Consider the following 25,167-nt stretch of genomic DNA (forward strand, 5'->3'; position numbering starts at 1 on the left):
GAGCTCCTGCCTCACAGCGCCGGTGGGGTGAACGTGCCGACCACGGACTCCAGCGCAGCGGCGACCCGGTACATCCGGTCGTCGGCCATCGTCGGGGCCATCACCTGCAGGCCGACGGGGAGCCCGTCGGAGAGGCCGCAGGGCACCGAGATGCCCGGCCCGCCGTACAGGTTGGTCGGGATGGTGAACAGGTCCGCCAGGTACATCTGGTACGGGTCGGAGGTGCGCGCGCCGATCGGGAACGCCACGAACGGCGTGGTCGGCGAGATCAGCGCGTCGACCCGCTCGAAGGCGGCGTTGAAGTCCCGGGTGATCAGGGTGCGGACCTTCTGCGCCTGCCCGTAGTAGGCGTCGTAGTAGCCCGAGGAGAGGGCGTACGTGCCGATCATGATGCGCCGCTTGACCTCGGCGCCGAAGCCGGCCTCCCGGGTCAGCGACATGACCTCCTCCAGCGACCGGTTGCCGTCGTCGCCGACCCGCAGGCCGAACCGGACGCCGTCGAACCGGGCCAGGTTGGAGGAGCACTCGCTGGGCGCGATCAGGTAGTACGCCGGCAGGGCGTACGCAAAGTGCGGGCAGGACACCTCGACGATCTCGGCGCCCAGCTTGGCCAGGGTGTCGACCGACTCGCGGAACGCGGCCAGCACGCCCGGCTCCGCGCCCTCGCCGGTGAACTCGGTGACGATGCCGAGCTTCACGCCGGTCAGGTCGCCGGTGGCGCCGAGCTTCGCGGCGGCCACCACGTCCGGCACCGGGGCCGGGATGGAGGTCGAGTCGCGCGGGTCGTGCCCACCGATCACCTGGTGCAGCAGCGCGGCGTCGAGCACGGTCCGGGCGCAGGGGCCGGGGGTGTCCAGCGACGAGGAGAACGCCACCAGGCCGTACCGGGAGGTGCCGCCGTAGGTGGGCTTCGCGCCCACGGTGCCGGTGACCGCACCGGGCTGGCGGATCGAGCCGCCGGTGTCCGAGCCGATCGCCAGCGGCGCCTCGTACGCGGCCAGCGCGGCGGCGCTGCCGCCACCCGAGCCGCCCGGGATCCGGTCCAGGTCCCACGGGTTGTGGGTCGGCCCGTACGCGGAGTATTCGGTGGAGGAGCCCATCGCGAACTCGTCCATGTTCGTCTTGCCGAGCATCACCGTGCCGGCGTCGCGCAGCCGCTGCACGATCGTCGAGTCGTACGGCGGGCGCCAGCCTTCGAGGATCTTCGACCCGACGGTGGTCGGCACGCCCTTGGTGGTGAGCACGTCCTTGACGGCGACCGGCACGCCGGCCAGCGGGCCCAGCTCCTCGCCGGCGGCCCGGCGCTCGTCGACCGCGCGGGCGGCGGCCAGCGCGCCCTCGGTGTCGACGTGCAGGAACGCGTGGACCCGGTCGTCGACGGCGGCGATCCGGTCCAGGTGGGCCTGGGTCACCTCGACGGCGGAGGTCTCACCGCCGGCGACGAGACCGGCGATCTCCGTCGCGGTCATTCTGGTCAGATCGGTCTGGGTCATGACGCCACATCCTCGTCCAGGATCCGCGGGACGCGGAACCGCTGCTGGTCGGCGTCGGGCGCGCCCGACAGCGCCTCCTCCGGGGTCAGGCACGGCGTCACCACGTCCTCGCGGAGCACGTTGGTCAGCGGCACCGAGTGGGAGGTCGGCGGGATGTCCGCCGCGGCGACCTCGCCGACCTGGGCCACCGACTGGAGGATCACGTCGAGCTGGCCGGCGAAGACGTCCAACTCCTCCTCGGTGACGGCGAGCCGCGACAGTCGCGCCAGGTGCGCGACCTCCTCGCGGGAGATGGCGGCCATCGTGCCCCCTTCGTGGCTGTCCTGCTGCGTCTGCGGTGTGCCGGCCGCGCGATCTCCCGGGGGAGTGACGCGCGGTGACCGGAGCGAGTCTATTGTCCTGCGGTCGCGCCGACGCCTCCGACTCCCCCACCGCCCGCCCGGACGGCCGGTCGCCGCCCGGGTCAGTGGGTGGACCGGCGGGGCGCCTCGGCGTCCGGGCCGCCGGTCGGGTGCACCGGCCGGTACCGGGTCAGCCAGGTCACCAGCTCGTCGGCCGGCATCGGCCGGGCGTGGAACCAGCCCTGCGCCACGTCGCAGCCGGCCGCGTGCAGCATCCGCCAGGTCCGCTCGTCCTCCACGCCCTCGGCGACCACCCGCAGGCCCAGCGCGCCGGCCAGCTCGATCATCGACCGGACGATGGCCGCGTCGTCGGGGTCCTCGACCATCCCGAGGACGAACGAGCGGTCGACCTTCACCTCGGCCAGCGGCAGCCGGCGCAGGTGCTGCATCGACGAGTACCCGGTGCCGAAGTCGTCCAGGGAGATGGCCACCCCGATCCGGTGCAGCCGGGAGATGGTGGCGAGCACCCGCCGGGGGTCGGCCATCAGCGCCCCCTCGGTGATCTCCAGTTGCAGCCGCTCGGGGGCCACCCCGAAGGCGGCCAGCCGGTCGGCGATCCGGTCGGCGATCTCGCCGGTGTGCAGGTCCCGGACGCTGACGTTGAGCGCCGCCCGCAGGTGGATGCCGGCCGCCGACCACTTGGCCAACTGCTCCACCACGTCGTCGACCACCCGCTGGGTGAGCAGCCGCATCACCGCGCTCTGCTCGGCCACCCGGATCAGCTCCTCCGGGTCCACCATGCCGCGGCGCGGGTGCTTCCAGCGCAGCAGCGCCTCCACCCCGACGACCTCGCCGGAGGCGATGGCGATCTGCGGTTGGTAGTACATGGTGATCACGCCGACGTCGGCTGCCGCGTCCTCGGCCCGCTCCGCCGGGGCGGGAGCGACCGGCAGCTCGGGCCGTTCGGGCTCGGCGGCGGGTTGCCCGGCGCGGCGGCGGGTCGGGTCGGCGCCGGTCAGGATCTGGTTCAGCAGCGCGTCGGAGCCGTCCACCGCGACCCGCGCCCGCCGGCGCCGCGGCCACCACCGTGCCGACCCGCCCTCGTCGTCCGCCCCGGCGGCGAGCCGGGAGGGCAGCGCGGCGCCGTCCCCGCCCCGCACGCCCCGCCCGGCGGGCGGCCCCGCCTCGAGTACGCGGCGCAGGTCGGCCAGGAGGCCGAGGCGCTCGGCGGAGTTGTGGTCGGACTCGGCGGCGTAGACGGCGACGGTGTCGTTGCGGTGCTTGGCGTCGTACATCGCCACGTCGGCGTGGCGCATCAGGGTGGCGAAGTCCTCGCCGTGCTCAGGGAAGAGCGCGATGCCGATCGAGGCGCCCACGTCCAGCGGCAGCCCGTCCAGCGACACCGGCTCGGCGAGCGCCGCCACCACCCGGTCGGCCAGCTCGCGGGCCTCGTCCACGCCGTCGAGCCGGCCGGCGACGATGGCGAACTCGTCCCCGCCGAGCCGGGCCAGCATGTCCCGCCCGCCGACCACGTCGACCAGCCGGGCGCTCACCTCGACCAGCAGCCGGTCGCCGACGGCGTGGCCGAGCGCGTCGTTGACGTTCTTGAACCGGTCCAGGTCGATCAGGAGCAGGGCGAGGTGGGCGTCCCGGTCGCCCTTGGCGACCCGCTCGGCGTGCAGGTGCACCTGCTCGGCGACCTCGGCCAGCAGGGCCTTGCGGTTGGGCAGGCCGGTGAGCGGGTCGAGGGCGGCCAGGTGCTCCTGCTCGGTGGAGAGCCGGGACATCCGGTAGACGGCGAAGAGCGGCACCAGCACCAGCGGCACCAGCGCGGCGCTGGCCCGGGCGGCGGTGACCAGCACCGGGGCGAGCAGCAGCAGCGAGCCGGTGGAGAGCAGCTCGTACGGCAGCGCCTGGCGGACGCTCGGCCACCACCGGCCGCCGAAGCGCAGCCGCAGCGCGCTGCTGACCAGGCCGTAGTTGACGGCGAACCAGGTGAGGGTGGCGCCGCCGACCGCGGCCACGTCCGTCCAGCCGAGCCGGCCGCCGGCGAAGAGCCCGCCGGGCCCGAGCCGGAGCACCAGGTACGCGGCGGCGAGCGCGCAGGCGTACTGGGCGGCGTTGAAGGCGGTCCGCCAGAGGGCGTGCCGCATCCGCCAGCCGGAGACGGCGACGGCGACGGCCTGCACCGCCACGGCCGGGCCGAGCCCCCAGCCGAGCAGGATCGCGAAGGTGAAGCAGGTGGACGGGAAGACGGCCGAGGTCTGCCGCCGGCCGGGCGGGACGAAGGGTCGCGCGTCACAGGCGACGGCGAGGGCGGCCATGGCCCAGAACGCCGCCGGCAGTCGGGGCAGCCGGTCGGGGAGCCCGGTCAACGGCAGGGCGGAGACCAGCAGCGCCAGCCCGATCACCGCGGCGACGAAGCCGGCGAACCGCGCCTCCCGCCCGGGTGGGACGGAGTTGCGGGGGTCGGCGGTCTCCATCGCACCTCCCGGGCAGACGGTCCGCGGTGCGCGTCGGTCGCGCACCGTGTTCCAATGAAACGCCCTGAGTGGCCGTACCCCGACGCGACAGTCACGAATCGGTCGTAGTCGTAATTAAGTTGGTATACGACCCCAAGATCCCCTGCCGTCGCGCCCGGCTCACCCCTCGACGCGGGCGACCTCCCGGGCCGCGTCCGGCCCCCGGTCGAGCAGCACCCGGAATCCGTCCTCGTCGAGGACCGGCACCTTGAGGGTGGCCGCCTTGTCGGCCTTGGAGCCAGGGTTGTCGCCCACCACCACGAAGCCGGTCTTCTTGGAGACCGAGCCGCTGACCTTGCCGCCGAGGCTCTGGATCGCCTCGGACGCCTGGTCCCGGCTGAACCTGGCGAGGGTGCCGGTCACCACCACGGTGATCCCCTCCAGCGGGCGCGGCCCCTCCTCGCCCGCCTCCTCGGCCATCCGTACGCCGGCCCGCGCCCACTTCTGCACCACCTCGCGGTGCCAGTCGACGGCGAACCACTCCTTGATGCTGGCGGCGATGGTCGGGCCGACACCGTCCACGGAGGAGAGTTCCTCCTCGGTGGCGGCGTCGATCGCCTCGATCGAGCGGAAGTGCCGGGCGAGGGCCTGCGCGGCGGTGGGGCCGACGTGCCGGATGGAGAGCGCCACCAGCACCCGCCACAGGTCGCGTTCCCGGGCGACGGCGAGGTTGTCCAGCAGCTTGGTGGCGTTGCTGCCGAGGCTGCCGTCCTTGTTGACGAAGAACGGCGAGCGGGAGAGCTGCTCGGCGTCGAGGGAGAACAGGTCGCCCTCGTCGGTGATGATCTCGGCGTCGAGCAGCGCGGCGGCGCCCTTGTAGCCGAGCACCTCGATGTCGAAGGCGCCCCGCCCGGCCAGGTGGAAGACCCGCTCGCGCAGCTGCGCCGGGCAACTGCGGCTGTTGGGGCAGCGGATGTCGACGTCGCCCTCCTTGGCCGGGGCGAGCGGGGTGCCGCAGGCCGGGCAGGTGGTGGGCATGACGAACGGGCGGGCGTCGGCGGGACGCAGGTCGACCACCGGGCCGAGCACCTCGGGGATCACGTCGCCGGCCTTGCGGAGCACCACCGTGTCGCCGATCAGCACGCCCTTGCGCTCGACCTCGCGGGCGTTGTGCAGGGTGGCCAGGGCGACCGTGGAGCCGGCCACCCGCACCGGTTCGAGCACGGCGAACGGGGTGACCCGCCCGGTGCGCCCGACGTTGACGTCGATGTCGAGCAGCTTGGTGGTCACCTCCTCGGGCGGGTACTTGAAGGCGATCGCCCAGCGCGGCGCCCGGCTGGTCGAGCCGAGCCGGCCCTGGATGGAGACCGGGTCGACCTTGACCACCACGCCGTCGATCTCGTGCTCGACGTCGTGCCGGTGCTGGGCGTAGTACGCGATGAACTCGGCGACGCCGGCCAGGTCGGGCACCACCCGCCACCGGTCGCTGGTGGGCAGGCCCCACGCCTTGAGGGCCGCGTACGACTCGGACTGGGCCTTCGGCTGGAAGCCCCGCCGGGCGCCGATGCCGTGCACCACCAGGCGCAGCGGCCGGGACGCGGTGATCCGGGGGTCCTTCTGCCGCAGGCTGCCGGCGGCGGCGTTGCGCGGGTTGGCGAACGGCGCCTTGCCCTGCTCGACCAGGCCGGCGTTGAGGTCGGCGAAGGCGGCCACCGGGAAGTAGATCTCGCCGCGCACCTCCAGCAGCTCCGGCAGGTCGGGGAACTCGTCGGACTTGGTCAGCCGGGCCGGCACGTCGCGGATGCTGCGGACGTTGGCCGTCACGTCCTCGCCGGTGCGCCCGTCACCCCGGGTGGCCGCGCGGACCAGCCGACCCTTCTCGTAGGTGAGGTTGATCGCCAGGCCGTCGACCTTCAGCTCACAGAGGTAGGGCACCGGGCCGCCGGCGTCCCGCTCGACCCGCTCGGCCCACGCGGCCAGTTCCTCGTCGGCGAAGGCGTTGTCGAGCGAGAGCATCCGCTCGGCGTGGGTGACCGGGGTGAAGTCGGTGGAGAAGGTGCCGCCGACCCGCTGGGTGGGCGATTCGGGGGTGCGCAACGCCGGGTACTCCGCCTCCAGCGCCTCCAGCTCGCGCAACTGCCGGTCGAACTCGGCGTCGGAGATGACCGGCGCGTCGAGGACGTAGTAGCGGTACTGGTGTTCGGTCAGCTCCTGGCTCAGCGTGGCGTGCCGCTCCCGCGCCTCGGGGGTCGGCTCACCGCCGGCCGCCGCCTCCTGCGCGGGGCTGACCTGCTGAAGGACCGCTTCTTCGGACACCCTGCCGCCTCCGGACACCAGTGGGATCTCCCCGTGATCACGCTACCCCCGCACGCTATCGGGCCGGTCGGACAATCCCCCGCCACCCCCGCCGCGCCCGACGGGCGGGGACCCGTCGACCGTGCGACGATCGCCGCACGTCGGCGGCCGGCCGACGCCGGGAGAGGCAGGGATACGGATGCCCGAGTGGGTATGGTGGGCGGTGCTGGTCGTGCTGGCCGTGATCGCCGGTTGGGCCTGGAACGAGTGGCGGCGGCGCGGCGGCCGCCCGGTGGGGGGCGAACGCACCCGGCCCGAACGGGGTACGCCGCCACGGGACCGGGCGCGCCCCACCGCGCCGCCCCGGCCGCGCACCCCCGCGGGTACGCCCCGGCCGGGCGAGATCTGGTGGGCCGACGTCCCGTTCCACGACGGCACCGGCTCGAAGGTGCGGCCCTGCCTGGTGCTGCGCGTCGGCGACCGGGGCGCCGAGGTACTGAAGATCACCAGTCAGGACAAGAGCAGCCGCGACGACCACGTACGCATCCCGACCCGGGAGTGGGACCCCGACGCCGACCACGACAGCTGGCTCGACCTGGCCGAGCCGGTCACCGTCCCGGCCGGCGCCTTCTCCCACCGCGCCGGCACCCTCGACCAGTCCCTCTGGCGCCACCTCCGCACCCTCCCCCACCTCCCCACCTGACCCCCGCCCGCGCCCCCATCCGCCGCGTCGATCATGAAGTTGGCGGCAGTTTGAAGATCGACCACTGCCGCCAACTTCATGATCACCGGGGTGAGTCCCGGGGGGCCCGGGAGCCGGGGGGGTTAGTCCCAGGGGGTGGCGAGGGTGGTGAGCTGGTCGGCGTACTCGATGCGGGTGGACCAGTCCTGCGGCCAGGCGGGCATGCCGTGGGCGGCGCCGACGAAGGCGCCGGCCAGTGCGGCGATGGAGTCGGAGTCGCCGGCGGTGGTCGCGCCCCGGGCGATCGCGTCGACCGCGTCGTCGGGGTGGCGCAGCGCGCAGAGCAGGGCGGTGGCCAGCGCCTCCTCCGCGATCCACCCCTCGCCGGTGTCCCGGCACGGGTCGCCGCCGTCGTCAGGTCGGCGCAGCGCGGCGCTCAGCCGCTCCAGCACGTGCCGGCACTCGTCCCAGCCGGCCGCGATGAAGTCCGCCGGGGACTCCGCGCCGGAGCGCCGCCAGAGGTCGCCGAGCCAGTCGGCGCGGTAGACCCGCCGCTGCTCCCGGGCCCGCGCGGTGAGCAGGCCGGGTAGTTCTGCCAGGCCCGCGCCGTCGCGCAGCAGCCGCACCGCGTACGCGGTCAGCTCGCTGGCCGCCAGGGCGGTCGGGTGACCGTGGGTCAGCCCGGCTTGGAGCTGGGCCAGCCCGGCGAGGGTGTCCAGGTCGACGTCGACCAGCCCGACCGGGGTCACCCGCATGTTCGCGCCGCACCCCTTGGAGTCGGCCACGGTCGCCTCCTGCCAGCGCACCCCCCGGCCCAGCTCCGCACAGGCCCGCAGGCAGGTCATCCCCGGGGCGCGGTTGTTGTCCGGACTGACCGCCCATTCGCCGAAGCGCTGCCGCAGCAGCGGCTCGACCACCTCCGGGGTGTACGCCGACGCGTCGTGCAGCGCCCACGCCACGGCCAGGGCCATCTGCGTGTCGTCGGTGACCAGCGGCGGATCGCCGACCAGCTCACGCGGGCCGCCCGGGCCGTAGCGACGGGTGATCTCGGCGACGGTCAGGAACTCCGTCGGCTTGCCGAGGGCGTCGCCGAAGGCGAGGCCGAAGAGCGAACCGGAGGCACGGCGGGGCGAGGAGTCGATCACGCCCGCGATCATGCCGCCCGGTCGCAACCCGCGCCAGGCGCCCGGGGTCAGTCCCAGCAGAGGCAGAACGGGTGACCGGACGGGTCGGCGTAGACCCGGAAGCCTTCGCCCTCGCCGGGCAGCCGGCGCGCGCCGAGGGCGAGCGCCGCCTTCTCCGCCGCCTCGATGTCGTCGACGGTGACGTCGAGGTGGAACTGCTGGGGCCGCTCCGGGTCCGGCCAGGCCGGGGGCCGCAGGTCGAGCGCCTGCTGGAAGGCGATCCGCGGCCGGTGCCCCGGCGGACCGCCGAGCACCACCCATTCGTCGCCGTCGGAATTGTCCTCCACCAGCGGCAGGCCGAGCAGCTCCGCGTAGAAGCCGGCCAGGGCCCGCGGATCGGGGCAGTCGATCACCACTGAACGCAGCTGTCCAATCATGACGCTCATTCTGCCCAGCGGGTACGACGAAAAACCTCAGTCCTCGTGCAGCCGACGGCCGGCGTCCCGGCAGGCGGCCAGCACCGCCCGGGCGTACCCTCCGGTGGCGCCCGCGAGACCGCAGGCCGGGGTGATCACCACCTGCTCGGCGAGCCGCCGGCGCGGGAAGCCGAGGCGGTCCCAGAGCGTGCGTACCCGGTCGGCGACCTCGGCCGAGGTCGGCGCGCGACCGGCGGACGGCGGCAGGGTGGGCGCGGCCCCGGCGAAGAGCCCGAGCCCGGCGTCGATCACCTCGCCGAGCGGGTCCAGGTCGGTGACCAGGGCGAGGTCCAGCGCGACCCCGGCCGCCCCGGCCGAGCGGATCAGCTCCAGCGGCACGTCCGGCGCGCAGCAGTGCACCACGGTCGGCACCCCGGCCGTGTCGATGACGCCGCGCAGCAGCGCGCGGGCCAGCTCGGACTCCACCGGCCGGTGGGCGCCGAACCCGCTCTCGGTGGGCACCCTGCCGGCGAGCACCGCCGGCAGGGAGGGCTCGTCCAGTTGCAGCAGTACCGACGCCTGGGGCAGCCGAGCGGCCACCGCCTCGACGTGCCGCCGCAGTCCCTCGGCGAGGGAGCCGGCCAGGTCCCGCACCGCGCCGGGGTCGCGCAGCATCCGCCCGCCGATCGGCAGCTCCAGCGACGCGGCCAGGGTGAACGGCCCGGCGGCCTGGACCTTCACCGGCCCGGCGTACCCCTCGGCCTGCTCGGCGAGCTGGTCCAGGTCGCGTTCCATGAGGTCCCGGGCCCGGCGCAGGTCCCGGCCGGGGCGCAGCGCGATCCGCCAGCGGGCCGCGTAGAGCTCCACCGGCAGCTCCACCAGCAGACCGCCGGTACGGCCGACCAGGTCGGCGCCGGGGCCGCGCGCGGGCAGTTCGGGCAGGTGGGGCAGGGCGGGCAGCTCACCGAGGACCACCCGCTGCGCTTCGGCGATGTCGGTGCCGGGCAGCGAACCGATGCCGGTCGCCGCCCCTGCGGGCCAGGGCCAGGGCTGTTGAGTCACGGCCGAACAGTAGCCGCTCCGGCGGCCCGGACGCGGACGGCGGCCCGGGTCAGTCGGTGATGGTGGCCGAGCCGAGCACCACGTCCCCGGCCGGGTCCGGCCGGTACGCGACGAGCGCCTGCCCGGCGGCCACCCCGCGCACCGGGCGGCGCAGCTCGGCGCGGAGCGTGTCGCCGGCCAGCTCGACGGTGGCGGGAACCACGTCGCCGTGGGCGCGCAGCTGCACCTCGCACTCGACCGGCGCGGTGGGCCGCTCGCCGCCGGTCCAGACGGGACGGGCCGCCCGGACCTGGGAGACGTCCAGCGCCTCGGCCGGGCCGACGGTCACGGTGTTGGTCTTCGGGGTGATGGAGAGCACGTAGCGGGGGCGGCCGTCCGGGGCGGGCCGGTCCAGGTGCAGGCCGCGCCGCTGCCCGACGGTGTACGCGTAAGCGCCGCTGTGGCTGCCGACCACCGTGCCGGTGAGCGCGTCGACCACGTCGCCGGGCGCCTCGCCGAGCCGGCCGGCGAGGAAGCCACGGGTGTCGCCGTCGGCGATGAAGCAGATGTCGTGCGAGTCCGGCTTGTCGGCCACCGCCAGCCCGCGCCGCGCCGCCTCCTCGCGGACCTGCGCCTTGGTGGAGTCGCCGAGCGGGAAGAGGGAGCGGTCGAGCTGCTCGCGGGTCAGCACGGCGAGCACGTAGGACTGGTCCTTGGCGAGGTCGACGCTGCGGCGCAGCAGGCCGTCCGCGCCGAGCCGGGCGTGGTGGCCGGTGACCACCGCGTCGAAGCCCAGCGCCACCGCCCGGTCCAGCACCGCCGCGAACTTGATCTTCTCGTTGCAGCGCAGGCAGGGGTTCGGGGTACGGCCGGCCGCGTACTCGGCGACGAAGTCGTCCACCACGTCGGCGTGGAAGCGCTCGGCCATGTCCCAGACGTAGAACGGGATGCCGATCACGTCGGCGGCCCGCCGGGCGTCCCGGGAGTCCTCCAGGGTGCAGCAGCCGCGCGCCCCGGTGCGGTAGGTCTGCGGGTTGCGGGCCAGCGCCAGGTGCACCCCGGTCACGTCGTGCCCCGCCTCCACGGCGCGCGCCGCCGCGACAGCGGAGTCCACCCCGCCCGACATCGCCGCCAGAACCCTCACCGTGACACCTCCCTCACCCCACGACCCTATCCGCCCCCGCGCCGCCGTCCCCACCCCCGCCGCCCGGCTGCGCCGCCGGTCACCGCCGCCCGCGCGTCCGGGCACCGCCGGCGGGACGAACCGGGCGCGGCCTCGTCGGCCGGCGGCGGGTCAGCGGGGGGTACGGAGGGCGGCCGCGCGGCGGGCCCGGTCGACGGCCGCCGGGAGGGCGGCGATCAGGGCGTCGACGTCGGCGGGGGTGCTGGTGTGGCCCAGGGTGAAACGCAGCGAGGAGCGCGCCCGGTCGTCGTCGGCACCCATCGCGATCAGCACGTGCGAGGGCTGGGCCACCCCGGCCGAGCAGGCCGAGCCGGTGGAGCAGGCGATGCCCTGGGCGTCGAGCAGGAGCAGCAGCGCGTCCCCCTCGCAGCCGGGGAAGGAGAAGTGCGCGTTGCCCGGCAACCGGTCGGTCCGGTCCCCGTTGAAGATCACCTCGGGCACCGCCTCGCGCACCCGCCGCACCAGGTCGTCGCGGAGTGCGGCCACCCGTACGGCGTACTCCTGCTGGCCCTTCACGGCGGCCTCGACGGCGACCGCGAAGGCCACGATGCCGGCGGTGTCGAGCGTGCCGGAGCGCACGTCGCGCTCCTGGCCGCCGCCGTGCAGCAGCGGCGTGGCCGGTACGTCGCGGGCCAGCAGCAGGGCGCCGACGCCGGTCGGCCCGCCGAGCTTGTGCCCGGTGACGGTGAGCGCCGAGACGCCGCTGGCGGCGAAGTCCACCGGCACCTGACCGACCGCCTGGATCGCGTCGGTGTGGAACGGCACCCCGTGGGCGGCCGCGACCGCGGCCAGCTCGGCCACCGGCTGGACGGTGCCCACCTCGTTGTTGGCCCACATCGCGGTGACCAGGGCCACCCGGTCGGCGTGCGCAGCCAGCTCGGCGCGGAGCCCGTCCGGGTCCAGCCGACCGGCGGCGTCCACCGGCAGCCAGTCCACCTCGGCGCGCTCGTGCTCGGCCAGCCAGTCCACCGCGTCGAGCACCGCGTGGTGCTCGACCGCGCTGGAGACCACCCGAACCCGGCCCGGGTCGGCGGCGCGGCGGGCCCAGAAGATCCCCTTGACCGCGAGGTTGTCGCTCTCCGTGCCGCCGCCGGTGAAGACGACCTCGGAGGGGCGGGCGCCCAGCGCGGCGGCGACCCGCTCCCGCGACTCCTCGACCCGCCGCCGGGCACGCCGGCCCGCCGCGTGCAGCGACGACGCGTTGCCGACCTCACGGGCGGTGGCGACGTACGCCTCCAACGCCTCGTCGAGCATCGGGGTCGTCGCCGCGTGATCCAGGTATGCCATCACGGTTCAGCCTAACGGCCCAGAGTCGACCCGCCGGACGCCGGACCACCGGCCCCGCAGGCCCGGCGTCGGGGCGGGGAGAGCGCCCTCCCCGCCCCGACGCTCACGGTTCAGGCCGGTACGGCGGTGACGACGATGTTGTCCCGGTAGTGCCGGGTCTTCGGGTCGAACGGGCCCCCGCAGGTGATCAGCGTCAGCCGCGGCTTGCCGTCCCGGGCGAAGTACCGCTCCAGCGGGAGCTTCGTCTTGGCGTACTCCTCGCGGGCGGTGCCCGGGGCCAACGACCCCGACCAGCCCGCGCCGCAGCAGGTCGTGCTGGCCAGCGGGTCCCTGTCGGCGTACGGCACGACGCCGAAGGACGCCACCGGCGCCGCACGGGTCTTCACCGACGGCCGACTGCACCTGCACGTCGCGAATCTCCCGAACGTTTCGGGGTATTACGAGGTCTGGCTGATCAACCCGAGCAACATGAAGATGTTCTCGGTCGGGGTGCTGCGCGACCGCTCCGGCGACGCGCTGCTCCTGTTGCCACCAAACGTCGATCTTCAGGCATACTCAGTTGTCGACGTCTCCGCCGAACAGTTCGACAACAAGCCTGCCCACTCCGGCGACAGCCTGCTGAGGGGCAACCTGACGGGCTGATCGGCGGGCCGGCTCAGCTCCCCGGCCCGCCGATCAGCTCCCTTCCGCCCGGCACGGCCGCCGGCTCCTGCGATTCAGCCGAGCCGGCGGCCGAACCATCCGACGCGCTTGTCGAGCGCCACGATCGCGGAGGCCGCCAGGGCGAGGCCCAGGATGCGCAGCCATGCCTCGATGGTGATCGGAGCGGTCCGGAACAGCGTGTTCATGACGGGCAGGTACGTCAGCGCCAGTTGACCGATTGCCTGCACCACCACTCCGCCGATCAACCAACGGTTGCCGAACAACCCCAGGCGCCACGGTGATCGGGTCAGCGACCGGCAGCTGAACAGGTAGAAGGTCTGCACCGCGACGAAGAGGTTCACCGCCGCCGTCCGCGCCTCCGCCAGTCCCGCACCCGCACCGAGTTCCCACTCGAACAACCACCAGGTACCCGCCACCAGCAACGCGGACACGAGCAGGATGCGGACGACCAGCGCCCCGGTGAGCAACGGTTGGGCGGGGTCGCGGGGCGGCTGGTCCATGATCCCGGGTTCGGTGGGTTCGAAGGCCAGCGTCAGGCCGAGCACCACCGCGGTAGTCATGTTGATCCAGAGGATCTGGCTCGGCAGGACCGGCAACGCCGTACCGAGCACGATCGCAACGAGGATGACCAGCCCCTCGCCGGTGTTGGTGGGCAGGGTCCAGGTGATGAACTTGGTGAGGTTCGCAAAGACGCCCCGGCCCTCCCGCACGGCCGACTCGATGGTCGCGAAGTCGTCATCGGTGAGCACGATGTCGGCCGCCTCCTTGGCCACCTCGGTGCCGCTGCGCCCCATGGCCACCCCGATGTCGGCCTGACGCAGCGCCGGTGCGTCGTTGACCCCGTCACCCGTCATCGCCACCACCTGGCCCTCGGACTGCAACGCCTGCACCAGTCGGAGCTTCTGCTCAGGCGAGACCCGGGCGAAGACCGACGCCCGGCGTACCGCCCCCGGCAGTTCGTCGTCGGGCAGGGCCGCCAGGTCGACGCCGGTGCGCACGTCCCCCGGACCCGGCTCGGCGGCGAGCAGCCCCAGGCGCGCGGCGATGGCGCTCGCCGTCGCCAGATGATCACCGGTGATCATCTTCACTGCGATCCCGGCCCGGTGGCAGGACTCGACGGCGGCCGCCACGGCGGCGCGGGGCGGGTCCAGCATCGCCTGCAGTCCGGTGAAGGTCAGCGTGCCGGGCAGCGACTCCTCAACCAGTTCGTCGCTCCGGTCGCCGTGCCGCATCGCGGTGGCGAGCACCCGCAGCCCCTCGCCGGCCAGTTCGTGCGCGGCGGCGAGCACGGCGGACCTGTCCAGCGCGACGGTACGGCCGTCGGCGTCCAGCCCCGTGGCACACCACTCGACCACCCGCTCCACCGCCCCCTTGACCAGGGTGACGCGCCCGCCGTCCCGCTCGTCGTGCAGGGTCGCCATGAACTGCCGCTGCGAGGTGAACGGAATGGCGGCCACCCGGGGGAGTTCTGCAGCGACCTCCCCCGCGCGGATCCCCACCTTGGCGCCCACCGCCAGCATGGCCCCCTCGGTCGGGTCACCGATGACCGTCCACCGGTCGTCGCCCGCGTCGAGCCGGGCCTCGTTGCAGGCCACCCCGGCCAGCAACGACCAGCGCAGCGCACCGCCCCCGGCCGGCACCGGCCCGCCGTCCGGTGCGCGGATCTCGCCGGTCGGGGCGTAGCCGGCGCCGCTCACCTGGTAACGGCCGTGCGGCGTCCACACCGCCTGCACCGTCATCTGGTTCTCGGTCAGGGTGCCGGTCTTGTCGGTGCAGATCACCGTGGTGCTGCCCAGGGTCTCCACGGCTGGCAGCCGCCGGACCACCGCGCGTCGACCGGCCATCCGCGCGACACCGATGGCCAGGGTGATCGTCACCGCCGCCGGGAGGCCCTCGGGAATGGCCCCGACGGCCAGCGCCGCCGCCGCGGTGAAGGTCTCCGCGATCCGCTGACCCCGCACGACGCCCACGGTGAAGGTCACCGCCGCGAGGATCAGGATCGCCACGGTCAACACCCGGCTGAACCGGGCGAGCTTCGAGGTCAGCGGCGTGTCGAGGACCTGCGCCGTGCCGATCAGGCGGTGAATGCGGCCCAGCTCCGTCTCCGCGCCGGTGGCCACCACGATGCCGGCCGCCGACCCACCGGTGACCAGAGTGCCGGAGTAGAGCACGTTGCGACGGTCGGCCACCGGCGTCTCGTCCGGCACGGCGACCTCGTCCTTGCGTACCGGCAGGGACTCGCCGGTCAACGCCGACTCGTCCGCCCGCAGCTCGGCGGCGCGCGCCAACCGCAGGTCCGCCGGGATCTTCTCGCCCGCCTCGACCAGCACCAGGTCGCCGGGGACCAACTCGTCCGACGGCACCGGCCGCCGCCGGCCGTCCCGCACCACCTGCGCCTCGGTACGCACCATCGACCGGAGGGCGTCGAGCGCCGCCTCGGCCTTGGACTCCTGGAGGAATCCCACGGCGGCGTTGACCACCACCACCCCGAAGATCACGGCCGAGTCGACGTACTCGGCGAGCAGCAGGGTGACCAGGCCGGCGGCGATCAGGACGTACACCAGCGGGTTCTGGAACTGCCGCCGCAGCCGGCGGAACACGCCGCCCCGGGCGGCGGTGGGCAGCACGTTGGGACCGAACCGTTCGAGGCGCGCGGCCGCCTCCCCGTCGCTCAGACCTCGTTCGGTGTCGGTCTCCAGCAGCAGCACGACCTCGTGCACGGCCAGGGCGTGGTGGCCGCTTCCCGGCGTCCTGACCGGCATGGCGCACTCCTCCTTCGACACCTTCCGGCCGAGGGGTGCGCGGGGGGCTCCGCCATCGTCGCAGCTCCGCCCGGGGCAGCGGGCCGTTCCGGCGCGATCGCCCGAGTGGCCGCCCCCGCTGAGCGGCCTCCGACCCGTCGGCGACCGGTCGGTGGGGGTGGGCGGCCGAAGGCACCGCAACACCGAGGGCCGGGAACCGCACCTGGCGGTTCCCGGCCCTCGGCCGCGGCTGGGGCTCAGCTCACTTGCGCTTGCGGATCTCCTCGGCGGCCTGCGGCACGACCTTGAACAGGTCACCCACCACGCCGAAGTCGGCCAGCTCGAAGATCGGGGCCTCGCCGTCCTTGTTCACGGCGACGATCGTCTTCGAGGTCTGCATGCCGGCCCGGTGCTGGATCGCGCCGGAGATGCCCAGCGCGACGTAGAGCTGCGGGGAGACCGTCTTGCCGGTCTGGCCCACCTGGAACTGGTGCGGGTAGTAGCCCGAGTCGACCGCCGCGCGGGACGCGCCGACCGCGCCGCCGAGCAGGTCGGCCAGCTCCTCGACCAGCTTGAAGTTGTCGGCGTTGCCGACGCCGCGACCGCCGGAGACGACGATGCCGGCCTCGGTCAGCTCGGGGCGGGAGCCCTTCTGCTCGGCGACCCGGTCCACGACCTTGGCCAGCTTGTCGGTGTCGGTGACCGCCACCGTGAGCTGCTCGACGGCCGGGGTGGCCGGCGCCGGGGTCGGGTTGACCGAGTTCGGCCGGACGGTGACCAGCGGCAGGCCCTTGGTGACCTTGGACTTGACGATGGTGGAGCCGGCGAAGGCGACCTGGGTCGCGGTGCCGTCGGCGTCCAGCCCGACCACGTCGGTCAGGATGCCGTTGTCCAGCTTGACGGCGAGGCGGGCGGCGATCTCCTTGCCCTCCTGGGCGGAGGCGAGCAGCACGGCGGCCGGCTGCACCCGCGTGACCAGCTCGGCCAGCACGGTGGCCTTCGGGGCCACCAGGTAGCCGTCGATCTCCTCGCTCTCGGCGGCGTAGATCTTCTCCGCGCCGTACTCGCCCAGCTTGGCGCTCAGCGCCTCGGCCGCGCCGGCGCCACCGAGCACCACCGCGCTCGGGGTGCCCAGCTCGCGGGCGAGGGTGAGCATCTCCAGGGTGACCTTCTTGACGCCGAATTCCCGGGTGGCTTCGACGACGACGAGAACCTCAGACATGTCCAGACCTCTCACACGAACTTCTCGGTGGCGAGGAACTCGACCAGCTTGACGCCGCCCTCGCCCTCGTCGGTGATCTTCGCGCCGCCGGAACGCGGCGGGCGCTTGGTGTGCTCCAGCACGGCGCTGGTCGCGCCGTCGAAGCCCACCTCGGTCGGGGCGACGCCGAGGTCACCCAGGGAGAGCGTCTGCACCGGCTTCTTCTTGGCGGCCATGATGCCCTTGAAGGACGGGTAGCGCGGCTCGTTGATGGTGTCCCAGACGGAGACCACGGCCGGGGTCGAGGCGGTGATGACCTCGTAGCCCTCCTCGGTCTGCCGCTCGACGGTCAGGGTGGCGCCGTCCACAGTGAGCTTGCGGGCGCCGGTCAGCGCCGCGACGCCCAGCCGCTCGGCGATCATGTGGGGCATGACCTGGACCCGGCCGTCGGTGGACTCGGCGCCGCAGATGACCAGGTCGGCGTTGAGCTGACCGAGGGCGGCGGCGAGCACCTTCGAGGTGGCCACGGCGCAGGACCCGTGCAGGGCGTCGTCCACCACGTGCACGGCCTTGTCCGGGCCCATGGAGAGCGCCTTGCGGATCGACTCGGTCGCCCGGTCCGGACCCATGGTCAGGATGGTGACCTCGCCGCCGTGCGCCTCCTTGATCTTCAACGCCTCCTCGATGGCGTACTCGTCCATCTCGTTGATGACGTTGTTCGCCGAACCGCGGTCGACGGTGTTGTCGTCAGGACGCAGGTTGCGGTCCGCGCCCGAATCGGGCACCTGCTTGACGAGTACGACGATGTTCATCGCGTTTCGACGACCCTCCTGTTGGTGTGGCGATCGCTCGCCCGGTCACGGGCGCAGCCTCGCGCGTCCGTTGACGCCCGGTCAACCGCGGGCGCTTGTGCAGTTGCCCACGGCGCAATGTTACCTGTCAGTAGCTTCCGCTTCCCGGGCACTCAGAGTGACACAGCTCACCGGAGCGCCGGGCCCGGCTAAACTCATGAATCGGGAGGTATTACGACATGTCGGGACAGGATGCGGGGCGTCCGGTCGAGGCGGCACCCGTCGGCGCACCGGAGCGCTGCGGGCGCGGGCCATCGTCTGAGGCGTACCGGTGCGCCTGCGGCCGGGTCCGCGACGTCTGCGTCCGCGACACCGTGCACACCGTCTGGACCGCGCCCGGCGGCGACCCGGCCGGCGGGCCGCCCCCGGCGGGCGGGTAGCGGTCACGCCGGCTCGGCGAGGGCTCCCCTGATTCGTTCGATCACGGCCGCCTCGGCCGGGGTCCTGCCCCGGTGCACCCGCGCCACCCGGTCGGCGGCGGCCAGCACCACGTCCCGGTACACGGCCAGGTCCTCCGGTGCCTTCTCGCGCAGGATGTCGACGGCCCGGCCGAGCGCGGGCAGCACCACCGACTCGACCTCCAGCGCGTTGTCCCGCGGCAGCCGGGGCAGCGGGCCGGTGGTGAGCGCGTCCTTCACCACCCCGCTGGCGTCGTTGAGCGCCCCGGACGCGGCGATGCTCTCCCGGATCATCGCGAACATGCCCGGGTCGGCGTTCGACACCAGGAAGACCGCCCCGAAGGCGCCGGTCTTGAGGGTGAGCCGCTCGTCGTCCGTCAGCCGCTGCTCCATCATCACGGAGTGTAGACGTACGGGGTGGTGGTGGTGACCGGTACGAAACCGAGCCGCTCCAGGATGGGTCGGCTGTCCTCCGAGGCGTCCACCTGCAGCAGCGTCTTGCCCCGCTGGTCGGCCAGGCGCGCCCGGTACGCCACCAGCGCCCGGTAGATGCCCCGGTGCCGCCACTGTTGAAGCGTCGAGCCGCCCCACAGGCTGGCGAACCCGGTGTTGGCCAGGTAGCGGACCCAGCCGGCGCTGACCACCGTGCCGTCCGCCTCGGCCACCACCACGGTGATCGACTGCGGGTCGGCGGCGATCTCCTTCGCCAGCCCGGTCACCAGGTGACTGCGGTCGGCCTGCCAGACCTCCTGCTCCATGGCGGCGATCCGGGCCAAGTCCTCCCGGGAGCTGACCTCGCGCAGGCGTACCCCCTCGGGCAGGACCGGCACGGCCGCGGCGAGCGGCGCGACCGGCCCGATCACGACGGTCTCCCGGTCCTCCGGCACGAAACCGGCGGCCCGCAGCCGGTCGGGCAGGTCGGCGGGCTCGTCGTGGGCGTTCAGCTTCCACTCCACCGACTCGCCCCGCTGCCGGAACAGCTCGACCTGCCGGGCGATCAGCGCGTCCAGCTCCGCGCCGGCCAGCCCGTCCAGCGTCCGGTAGGTGAGGAACCCGCCGTGGTCGAGGCCGAGGATGCGGACCAGCGGGCCGTCCCGCTCGACGGTCACCCCGGCCGGCACCGGGTCCGGGATCTCCGGGCGGATCTGGCTGTCGTACGCGGCGCGCAGCGCGCCCGGCTCAAGATCGGTCATCCGTCCAGGCTATGCCGGGGACAAAGCGGATAATCGGTCGCGTGTGGCAGGCGATCAGGCGGTGGTTCGACCCGTCGGAACTCAGGTCGGTCGGCACCGCCCCCGACTACCGCTTCTCCCTGGCCAACGAACGCACCTTCCTGGCCTGGCTGCGGACCGGGCTGGCGCTGGTCGCGGGCGGGCTGGCCGCCGCCCAGTTCCTGCCGCCGCTGCCCGTGCGGCACCTGCGCGAGGTGATCGCGGTCGGGCTGCTGCTGCTCGGCGGCATCGTGGCCGTGCGGGCGGTGGACCACTGGGCGCGTACCGAGCGGGCCATCCGGCTCGGCGAGGAGCTGCCGGTCTCCCGGTTCCCCGCCGTGCTCGCCCTCGTCGTCGGGCTGGGCGCGCTGCTGCTGGTGGTCGCGGTGCTGGCCCGGGCGGTCGGCGGGCGGTGACCGGCGACCCCGGGTTGCAACCGGAGCGCACCCGGCTGGCCTGGCGGCGCACCGCCCTCGCGCTCACCGTGGTGGCCGTGCTGGCGCTCCGGCTCGCCCTCGGCGGGGACGCGGCCGGCGCGTGGCTCGCCGGCGCCGTGGTGCTGGTCTGGGCCGGGGCGCTGGTGGCCTGCTGGGGCCGGGCGGCGGGCACCGGGCCGATCCCGGTCGGCTCGCGCGCCCTGCCCTCGGTCGCCCTGGCCACCGTCGGGCTGGCGCTGCTGGCCGTGCCGCTGGTGCTGCGCGGGATGTGGTGAGGGGCCGCGGTGCGCCATCATGGGGGCATGGCCCGGTTGTCCCTCCTGCTCTTCGCGATCCAGATCGTCCTCGCCGTCTGTGCGCTGATCAGTTGCCTCTCCGCCGACGAGGGGAACATCCGCGCGCTGCCCCGCATCGCGTGGGTGCTGATCATCCTGTTCTTCCCGCTGGTCGGCTCGATCGCGTGGTTCCTCGCCGGGCGGAAGGTGACCCCGGTCAGGCCCGGCCCGGCGGGCCCCGCCCCCAGCGGCCGGGACCGACGCCGACCGGTCGCCCCCGACGACGACCCGGAGTTCCTCGAGTCCATCGCCGAGCGCTCCCGCCGAGACGACGAGGAGCTCTTCCGCCGCTGGGAGAACGACCTGCGCCGCCGCGAGGACGACCTGCGCCACCGGGAGGGCGAACCGCCGCGCGAGGAGGACCGCCCCGAGGTCTAGGACCCCGGCACCGGCCGCGCCGGAGCCGTACCGCCGGGCCGGGGCCGCATGACCCGCTGCACGTGCACCCGGCGGCCCGACGGTACGCCGACGATCCGGGTCACACCCGGCGCTTGAGCGCGCGCAGCGACAGCGGCGCGAAGATCACCGCGATGCCGGCTCCCCAGAGCAGGGTCTGCAGGGTCGGGCCGGCGACCGGGCCGCTGACCAGCAGCCCCCGCAGCGCGTCGGCGACGATGGTGACCGGGTTGACCTCGACCCAGTTCTGCAACCACCCGGGCATCCGGTCGGTCGGCACGAAGATGTTGCTGGTGAAGGTGAGCGGGAAGATCACCATGAAGCCGAAGATCTGCACCTTCTCCGGCTCGCTGACCAGCACGCCGACCAGCACCGAGATCCACGACGCGGCCAGGGTGAACGCGAGCAGCAGGGCGAACGCGGCCAGCACGCCGAGCACGCCGTTGCCGACCCGGAAGCCGAGGATCATCCCGACGCCGAGCAGCAGCGCGATCGACCAGGCCTGCTTGACCGTGTCGGCGAGGATCCGGCCGGCCAGCGGCGCCCAGCGGGCGATCGGCAACGCCCGGAGCCGGTCGAAGACCCCCTTGGTCAGGTCGTTGTTCAGCCCGAACCCGGTGGTCATGGTGGCGAAGAGCGCGTTCTGCACCATGATGCCGGGCAGCATGAAGGTCAGGTACTCGCCGGAGGAGCCGGCGATGGCGGTGCCGAAGACGTACGTGAAGAGCAGCACGAACATCACCGGCTGGATGCTCAGGTCGAGCAGCTCCATCGGGTTGTGCTTGATCTGCACCAGGCTGCGCCAGGCCAGGGTGAGGGTGTGCCGCAGACCGGCGCCGACGCCCAGCCGGCGAGCCGGGACGAGCGGGGTCGCGGGCGCGGTGATCGCGGTCATGCCGGGGTCCCTTCGAGTACGTCGGTGGACGCGTCCTGCTCCGCCCGGTGGCCGGTGAGGGAGAGGAAGACCTCGTCGAGGCTGGAACCGCGCAGGGCCAGCTCGGCCACCGGCACCTCGGCGGCGTCGAGGCGCCGGACCACCGCGGGCAGCACGCCCGGGTCGTTCACCGGCACGGTGACGGTGCTCTGCGCGACCTCCGGGGTCGCCTGGGCCACCTCGCCGGCGATGGCCCGCACGGTGGGCAGGTCGGCCGGGTCGACCGGCCGCACGGTGAGCACCTGCCCGCCGGTCTTCGCCTTCAGCTCCTCGGGGGTGCCCTGGGCGATGACCCGGCCGTGGTCGACCACCGCGATCTGGCCGGCGAGCTGGTCGGCCTCCTCCAGGTACTGCGTGGTGAGCAGCACGGTCACCCCGTCGGCGACCAGGGTGCGGACGATGTCCCACAGCTCGTTGCGGCTGCGCGGGTCGAGCCCGGTGGTCGGCTCGTCGAGGAAGAGCACCTGCGGCCGCCCGACCAGGCTCGCCGCCAGGTCCAGCCGACGGCGCATGCCACCGGAGAAGGTCTTGGCGGGCCGGCCGGCGGCGTCGGTGAGCTGGAAATCGGCGAGCAGCTGGGCGGCGCGGGCCCGCGCCTCGGCCCGGCCGAGCCCGAGCAGCCGGCCGATGAGCAGCAGGTTCTCGGTGCCGGTGAGGGTCTCGTCGACCGAGGCGTACTGGCCGGTGAGGCCGATCAGCTGGCGTACCTGGTGGGCGTCGCGGCGCACGTCGAACCCGCCGACGGTGGCGTGCCCCTCGTCGGCGGCGAGCAGGGTGGCGAGCACCCGTACCGCGGTGGTCTTTCCGGCGCCGTTGGGGCCGAGCAACCCGAATACCGTCCCCGTGGGAACCTCCAGGTCGACCCCGGCGAGGGCGGTGGTGGCGCCGAAGCGGCGCACCAGCCCCTCGGCGCGGATCGCGTATGTCATCAGAACTCCGATCGTTATCGCTGGTCCGCCCAACGATGCGCGAGGGGTCTGACGTTACGGCGACGGCCGCTGACATTCCGCTGATTTAGCTGCCGACAGAAACGCGACCGCCGCCGCCGGTCACCCGGCGGCGGCGGTCGCGGCGTCGTGGTCAGGCCAGGTTCGACGAGCGGGGGTACGCGTCGGCCGGGTCGGTGAGCACGTTGACCAGGTACGGCACCCCGGCGTCGAAGGCGCGGGACAGGGCCGGGCCGAGGTCGGCGGCCTTGGCCACCGTCTCACCGGCCCCGCCGAGCGCCTCGACCACCTTGTCGTAGCGCAGCTCCGGCTGGAGGTCGGCGGCGACGTCGTAGCCGTACATGGCCCGCATCGGGTGCTTCTCCAGACCCCAGATGCCGTTGTTGCCGACCACGATCACCACCGGTAGCTGCTGGCGGACCAGGGACTCCACGTCCATCAGCGAGAAGCCGGCGGCGCCGTCGCCCATCAGCACACAGATCTGCCGGTCCGGGTGGCTGACCCTGGCCCCCATCGCGTAGCCCATGCCGGTGCCGAGGCACCCGTACGGGCCGGGGTCGAGCCAGGTGCCGGGCTGCGCCGGCTCCAGGTAGCGGCCGGCGTACGAGACGAAGTCGCCACCGTCGCCGATGGTGATCGCGTCCGGGGCGAGCACCCGGCGCAGTTCGCCGTAGACCCGGGCCGGCCGGATCGGGTCGGTGTCGGCGGCCATCTCCTCGGCGTCGCGGGCCTTCGCGGCGTCCTCGGCGGTACGCAGCTGCGCGACCCAGTCGGCGTGGTCGACCCGGTCACCGGTCTGCCCGGCCAGCGCGGAGAGGATCAGCCGCAGGTCGCCGGCGGGGCTGGCGGCGGGCTGGACGTGGGTGGCCCGCTGGCTCGGGGCGTCGACGATGTGCACCACGGCCGCGTCGCCGAAGTCACCGAAGCTGAGCCGGAAGTCCAGCGGGGTGCCGATGACGACGACCACGTCGGCGCCCTTCAGGGCGACCCGGCGGGCCTTGGCGAAGGCGAGCGGGTGCTCCGGCGGCAGCGCCCCGCGCCCCATGCCGTTGGTGAAGACCGGCACACCGAGGGCCTCGGCGGCCTCGCGGAGGGCGGCGACTGCGTCGCCGGCGTACACGTCGGAGCCGGCGATGAACACCGGGCGCTGCGCGCCCGCGATCAGCCGGCCGGCGGCGGCCACCTCGTCCGGGTCCGGCTCGACCGGCGCGACGGCGACCGGTGCGGGCAGCTCGGCGTCGCCGACGCTGAAGACCGCCTCCAGCGGGAAGTCCAGGAAGGCCGGGCCTCGGTGCGGGGTCAGCGCGCTGGTCAGGGCGGCGGTGACGGCGCGCGGGATGTCGTCGACGCTGAACACCGTCTCGGCGTGCTTGGTGAGCGGGGCGACCAGCGGCAGGTGGTCCATCTCCTGCAGGCTGCCCGAGCCCCAGCGGAACTGCGGCGCCCGCCCGCCCAGCACCAGCACCGGGGAGGCGTTGAAGAACGCGCTGGTCAGCCCGGAGACGCCGTTGGTGACGCCGGGGCCGGCGGTGAGCACGGCAAGGCCGGGGCGGCGGTTGAGCTTGGCCACCGCCTCGGCGGCGAAGACGGCCGACTGCTCGTGCCGGACGTCGTAGATCGGAAACCCGTGCTTGTACGCCGCGTCGTAGAGCGGGAAGACGTGCCCGCCGGAGAGGGTGAACATCTCCCGTACGCCGTTGGCGCGCAGCGCCGCCAGCGCCAGTTCCCCGCCGTGACCCTCGACCCGTTCCGTCATCGCCACTCCCCTCGTCACAGATGCGGTGTCACACGCTACTGGCCGGTACGAGGGATGTGAACAGTCTTCGCGTGACCGGCGACCCGGACGGGCCGCCGGTCCCGCGCGGCCTCAGCGGCCGGTGAAGTCCGGCTTGCGCTTCGCCACGAACGCGGCCATGCCCTCACGCCGGTCGTCGGTGGCGAAGAGCGCCGCGAAGAGCTGGCTCTCCCACGCCAGGCCGGAGTTGAGGTCCATGTCCAGGCCGCCGTCGACGGCGAGCTTCGCCGCGCGCAGCGCCTGCACCGGGCCGGTCAGGTACGGCGTCACCAGCTCGACGGCCGTCTCGTAGACCTGCGCGGCCGGGGCGACCCGGTCGGCCAGGCCGATCCGCAGCGCCTCCTGGGCGTCCACCATCCGACCGGACATGATCAGGTCCTTGGCGCGGGCCGGGCCGACCAGGCGGGCCAGCCGCTGGGTGCCGCCGGCGCCGGGGATGATGCCCAGCTTGATCTCCGGCTGGCCGAGCTTGGCGTCCTCGGCCACCACCCGCCAGTCGCAGGCCAGGGCCAGCTCGCAGCCGCCACCGAGGGCGTACCCGGTGATCGCGGCGACCACCGGCTTGGGGATCCGGGCGATCGCGCCGAGCGCGCTGGACAGGTCCGCCGCCCGCTCCGCCATGTCCACGTAGGACATGTCGGCCATCTCCTTGATGTCCGCGCCGGCCGCGAAGACCTTCTCCCCGCCGTACACGATGACGGCGCGGACGGCGGGGTCGGCGGTGGCCGCAGTGGCGGCGGCGCGCAACTCCTCCTGCACCTGGGTGTTGAGCGCGTTCATCGGCGGCCGCTCCAGCCGGATGGTGCCGATGCCGTCCCTGGTCTCCAGCCGCACGAACTCGCTCACGCTGCCCTCACTTCCTCGTCGAAGTAGCGTGCCAACCTTAACGGCGCGATCGTTGGGGTACGTAGGCTGGTGTCAGCCCCGCCACCGG

Annotated in this window: 24 protein-coding genes and 1 pseudogene; 6 read left to right on the forward strand and 19 right to left on the reverse strand. The window is 73.9% G+C overall.

From position 1 onward, the window contains the following. Positions 1 to 11: 11 nt before the first annotated feature. The 4 genes from gatA to ligA form a co-directional block, all read right to left on the reverse strand. A complete protein-coding gene (gene gatA, locus V6U88_RS07270; protein WP_334451012.1) occupies positions 12 to 1,493 on the reverse strand; it encodes an Asp-tRNA(Asn)/Glu-tRNA(Gln) amidotransferase subunit GatA in 1,482 nt (493 codons plus the stop codon). Next, on the reverse strand, positions 1,490 to 1,795 hold the full coding sequence (gatC, locus tag V6U88_RS07275) for an Asp-tRNA(Asn)/Glu-tRNA(Gln) amidotransferase subunit GatC (RefSeq protein ID WP_088963593.1): 306 nt from the start codon (positions 1,793 to 1,795) through the stop codon (positions 1,490 to 1,492). Before gatC ends, gatA begins: the two co-directional genes overlap by 4 nt. 161 nt (positions 1,796 to 1,956) lie before the next feature. After that, positions 1,957 to 4,317 (reverse strand): putative bifunctional diguanylate cyclase/phosphodiesterase, encoded by a 2,361-nt coding sequence (locus V6U88_RS07280; RefSeq protein ID WP_334451013.1) that lies wholly within the window; start codon positions 4,315 to 4,317, stop codon positions 1,957 to 1,959. A gap of 159 nt (positions 4,318 to 4,476) precedes the next feature. Continuing rightward, complete coding sequence (gene ligA, locus V6U88_RS07285; RefSeq protein WP_334451014.1) at positions 4,477 to 6,612, reverse strand: NAD-dependent DNA ligase LigA; 2,136 nt, start codon at positions 6,610 to 6,612, stop codon at positions 4,477 to 4,479. Between the two features lie 178 nt (positions 6,613 to 6,790). On the opposite strand from ligA, the gene V6U88_RS07290 reads away from it, so the two are divergent. Next, on the forward strand, positions 6,791 to 7,294 hold the full coding sequence (locus V6U88_RS07290) for a type II toxin-antitoxin system PemK/MazF family toxin (RefSeq protein WP_334451016.1): 504 nt from the start codon (positions 6,791 to 6,793) through the stop codon (positions 7,292 to 7,294). Positions 7,295 to 7,416: 122 nt separating this feature from the next. On the opposite strand, the gene V6U88_RS07295 is transcribed toward V6U88_RS07290, so the two are convergent. The 6 genes and pseudogenes from V6U88_RS07295 to V6U88_RS07320 form a co-directional block, all read right to left on the reverse strand. After that, on the reverse strand, positions 7,417 to 8,430 hold the full coding sequence (locus V6U88_RS07295) for an ADP-ribosylglycohydrolase family protein (RefSeq protein WP_334451017.1): 1,014 nt from the start codon (positions 8,428 to 8,430) through the stop codon (positions 7,417 to 7,419). Positions 8,431 to 8,465: 35 nt separating this feature from the next. Continuing rightward, positions 8,466 to 8,834 carry a VOC family protein gene (locus V6U88_RS07300; RefSeq protein WP_334451018.1) on the reverse strand — a complete coding sequence of 123 codons (369 nt, stop codon included), beginning with the start codon at positions 8,832 to 8,834 and terminating at the stop codon, positions 8,466 to 8,468. Positions 8,835 to 8,870: 36 nt separating this feature from the next. Further along, positions 8,871 to 9,875 (reverse strand): methionine synthase, encoded by a 1,005-nt coding sequence (locus V6U88_RS07305; RefSeq protein ID WP_334451019.1) that lies wholly within the window; start codon positions 9,873 to 9,875, stop codon positions 8,871 to 8,873. Between the two features lie 49 nt (positions 9,876 to 9,924). Further along, entirely contained in the window at positions 9,925 to 10,998 is a 1,074-nt protein-coding gene (gene mnmA, locus V6U88_RS07310) for a tRNA 2-thiouridine(34) synthase MnmA (RefSeq protein ID WP_334451020.1), read from the reverse strand. Between the two features lie 150 nt (positions 10,999 to 11,148). Next, on the reverse strand, positions 11,149 to 12,324 hold the full coding sequence (locus V6U88_RS07315) for a cysteine desulfurase family protein (RefSeq protein ID WP_334451021.1): 1,176 nt from the start codon (positions 12,322 to 12,324) through the stop codon (positions 11,149 to 11,151). A gap of 110 nt (positions 12,325 to 12,434) precedes the next feature. After that, positions 12,435 to 12,590 (reverse strand): annotated as a pseudogene (locus V6U88_RS07320) (class F sortase); the annotation flags it as partial. A gap of 1 nt (position 12,591) precedes the next feature. Here V6U88_RS07320 and V6U88_RS07325 point away from each other — a divergent pair. Continuing rightward, on the forward strand, positions 12,592 to 12,966 hold the full coding sequence (locus V6U88_RS07325; protein WP_442934580.1) for an anti-sigma factor: 375 nt from the start codon (positions 12,592 to 12,594) through the stop codon (positions 12,964 to 12,966). A gap of 74 nt (positions 12,967 to 13,040) precedes the next feature. On the opposite strand, the gene V6U88_RS07330 is transcribed toward V6U88_RS07325, so the two are convergent. The 3 genes from V6U88_RS07330 to V6U88_RS07340 form a co-directional block, all read right to left on the reverse strand. Next, entirely contained in the window at positions 13,041 to 15,749 is a 2,709-nt protein-coding gene (locus V6U88_RS07330; protein ID WP_334451022.1) for an HAD-IC family P-type ATPase, read from the reverse strand. Positions 15,750 to 15,990: 241 nt separating this feature from the next. Then, positions 15,991 to 16,950 carry an electron transfer flavoprotein subunit alpha/FixB family protein gene (locus V6U88_RS07335; RefSeq protein ID WP_334451023.1) on the reverse strand — a complete coding sequence of 320 codons (960 nt, stop codon included), beginning with the start codon at positions 16,948 to 16,950 and terminating at the stop codon, positions 15,991 to 15,993. A gap of 11 nt (positions 16,951 to 16,961) precedes the next feature. Then, entirely contained in the window at positions 16,962 to 17,741 is a 780-nt protein-coding gene (locus tag V6U88_RS07340) for an electron transfer flavoprotein subunit beta/FixA family protein (protein WP_179803481.1), read from the reverse strand. A gap of 218 nt (positions 17,742 to 17,959) precedes the next feature. Here V6U88_RS07340 and V6U88_RS07345 point away from each other — a divergent pair, with 218 nt between their 5' ends. After that, positions 17,960 to 18,160, forward strand: coding sequence for a hypothetical protein (locus V6U88_RS07345; protein WP_334451024.1), 201 nt, complete (start codon positions 17,960 to 17,962; stop codon positions 18,158 to 18,160). A gap of 3 nt (positions 18,161 to 18,163) precedes the next feature. Here V6U88_RS07345 and V6U88_RS07350 read toward each other — a convergent pair whose 3' ends face one another. Together V6U88_RS07350 and V6U88_RS07355 are read right to left on the reverse strand one after the other, a co-directional pair. Continuing rightward, complete coding sequence (locus tag V6U88_RS07350; protein WP_334451025.1) at positions 18,164 to 18,571, reverse strand: hypothetical protein; 408 nt, start codon at positions 18,569 to 18,571, stop codon at positions 18,164 to 18,166. A gap of 2 nt (positions 18,572 to 18,573) precedes the next feature. Continuing rightward, positions 18,574 to 19,371: a GNAT family N-acetyltransferase gene (locus V6U88_RS07355; protein WP_334451027.1), complete on the reverse strand. Its 798-nt coding sequence runs from the start codon at positions 19,369 to 19,371 to the stop codon at positions 18,574 to 18,576. An 11-nt stretch (positions 19,372 to 19,382) separates the two neighbouring features. On the opposite strand from V6U88_RS07355, the gene V6U88_RS07360 reads away from it, so the two are divergent. Genes V6U88_RS07360 through V6U88_RS07370 form a run of 3 tightly spaced genes read left to right on the forward strand, consistent with a single transcriptional unit; the run spans position 19,383 to position 20,539 of the window. Then, complete coding sequence (locus V6U88_RS07360) at positions 19,383 to 19,805, forward strand: YidH family protein (protein ID WP_442934581.1); 423 nt, start codon at positions 19,383 to 19,385, stop codon at positions 19,803 to 19,805. Then, positions 19,802 to 20,101 carry a DUF202 domain-containing protein gene (locus V6U88_RS07365; protein WP_334451030.1) on the forward strand — a complete coding sequence of 100 codons (300 nt, stop codon included), beginning with the start codon at positions 19,802 to 19,804 and terminating at the stop codon, positions 20,099 to 20,101. Before V6U88_RS07360 ends, V6U88_RS07365 begins: the two co-directional genes overlap by 4 nt. A 27-nt stretch (positions 20,102 to 20,128) precedes the next feature. Next, on the forward strand, positions 20,129 to 20,539 hold the full coding sequence (locus V6U88_RS07370; RefSeq protein ID WP_334451031.1) for a PLD nuclease N-terminal domain-containing protein: 411 nt from the start codon (positions 20,129 to 20,131) through the stop codon (positions 20,537 to 20,539). A 100-nt stretch (positions 20,540 to 20,639) separates the two neighbouring features. Here V6U88_RS07370 and V6U88_RS07375 read toward each other — a convergent pair whose 3' ends face one another. The 4 genes from V6U88_RS07375 to V6U88_RS07390 all read right to left on the reverse strand — a co-directional run bounded on the left by V6U88_RS07375 (position 20,640) and on the right by V6U88_RS07390 (position 25,079). Further along, a complete protein-coding gene (locus V6U88_RS07375) occupies positions 20,640 to 21,452 on the reverse strand; it encodes an ABC transporter permease (RefSeq protein ID WP_334451032.1) in 813 nt (270 codons plus the stop codon). Then, positions 21,449 to 22,420 (reverse strand): ATP-binding cassette domain-containing protein, encoded by a 972-nt coding sequence (locus tag V6U88_RS07380; protein WP_334451034.1) that lies wholly within the window; start codon positions 22,418 to 22,420, stop codon positions 21,449 to 21,451. Before V6U88_RS07380 ends, V6U88_RS07375 begins: the two co-directional genes overlap by 4 nt. A gap of 151 nt (positions 22,421 to 22,571) precedes the next feature. Beyond that, the gene (locus V6U88_RS07385; protein ID WP_334451035.1) at positions 22,572 to 24,194 is read right to left on the reverse strand and encodes an acetolactate synthase; all 1,623 of its coding nucleotides are present in this window, start codon (positions 24,192 to 24,194) and stop codon (positions 22,572 to 22,574) included. A gap of 111 nt (positions 24,195 to 24,305) precedes the next feature. Then, a complete protein-coding gene (locus V6U88_RS07390) occupies positions 24,306 to 25,079 on the reverse strand; it encodes an enoyl-CoA hydratase-related protein (protein ID WP_334451037.1) in 774 nt (257 codons plus the stop codon). Positions 25,080 to 25,167 lie beyond the last annotated feature (88 nt).

Source organism: Micromonospora sp. CPCC 205739 (assembly GCF_036906795.1).
GTDB lineage: Bacteria > Actinomycetota > Actinomycetes > Mycobacteriales > Micromonosporaceae > Micromonospora.

Excerpts from the sequence above, each read along its gene's own strand:
- V6U88_RS07345 (WP_334451024.1), top strand. The coding sequence starts at position 17,960 with ATGTCGGGACAGGATGCGGGGCGTCCGGTCGAGGCGGCACCCGTCGGC.
- V6U88_RS07315 (WP_334451021.1), bottom strand. The coding sequence starts at position 12,324 with ATGGCATACCTGGATCACGCGGCGACGACCCCGATGCTCGACGAGGCG.
- V6U88_RS07350 (WP_334451025.1), bottom strand. The coding sequence starts at position 18,571 with ATGGAGCAGCGGCTGACGGACGACGAGCGGCTCACCCTCAAGACCGGC.
- gatA (WP_334451012.1), bottom strand. The coding sequence starts at position 1,493 with ATGACCCAGACCGATCTGACCAGAATGACCGCGACGGAGATCGCCGGT.
- gatC (WP_088963593.1), bottom strand. The coding sequence starts at position 1,795 with ATGGCCGCCATCTCCCGCGAGGAGGTCGCGCACCTGGCGCGACTGTCG.
- V6U88_RS07385 (WP_334451035.1), bottom strand. The coding sequence starts at position 24,194 with ATGACGGAACGGGTCGAGGGTCACGGCGGGGAACTGGCGCTGGCGGCG.
- V6U88_RS07335 (WP_334451023.1), bottom strand. The coding sequence starts at position 16,950 with ATGTCTGAGGTTCTCGTCGTCGTCGAAGCCACCCGGGAATTCGGCGTC.
- V6U88_RS07375 (WP_334451032.1), bottom strand. The coding sequence starts at position 21,452 with ATGACCGCGATCACCGCGCCCGCGACCCCGCTCGTCCCGGCTCGCCGG.
- V6U88_RS07360 (WP_442934581.1), top strand. The coding sequence starts at position 19,383 with ATGCCGGGGACAAAGCGGATAATCGGTCGCGTGTGGCAGGCGATCAGG.
- V6U88_RS07370 (WP_334451031.1), top strand. The coding sequence starts at position 20,129 with ATGGCCCGGTTGTCCCTCCTGCTCTTCGCGATCCAGATCGTCCTCGCC.
- V6U88_RS07340 (WP_179803481.1), bottom strand. The coding sequence starts at position 17,741 with ATGAACATCGTCGTACTCGTCAAGCAGGTGCCCGATTCGGGCGCGGAC.
- V6U88_RS07330 (WP_334451022.1), bottom strand. The coding sequence starts at position 15,749 with ATGCCGGTCAGGACGCCGGGAAGCGGCCACCACGCCCTGGCCGTGCAC.
- V6U88_RS07280 (WP_334451013.1), bottom strand. The coding sequence starts at position 4,317 with ATGGAGACCGCCGACCCCCGCAACTCCGTCCCACCCGGGCGGGAGGCG.
- V6U88_RS07300 (WP_334451018.1), bottom strand. The coding sequence starts at position 8,834 with ATGATTGGACAGCTGCGTTCAGTGGTGATCGACTGCCCCGATCCGCGG.
- V6U88_RS07295 (WP_334451017.1), bottom strand. The coding sequence starts at position 8,430 with ATGATCGCGGGCGTGATCGACTCCTCGCCCCGCCGTGCCTCCGGTTCG.
- V6U88_RS07290 (WP_334451016.1), top strand. The coding sequence starts at position 6,791 with ATGCCCGAGTGGGTATGGTGGGCGGTGCTGGTCGTGCTGGCCGTGATC.
- V6U88_RS07355 (WP_334451027.1), bottom strand. The coding sequence starts at position 19,371 with ATGACCGATCTTGAGCCGGGCGCGCTGCGCGCCGCGTACGACAGCCAG.
- V6U88_RS07380 (WP_334451034.1), bottom strand. The coding sequence starts at position 22,420 with ATGACATACGCGATCCGCGCCGAGGGGCTGGTGCGCCGCTTCGGCGCC.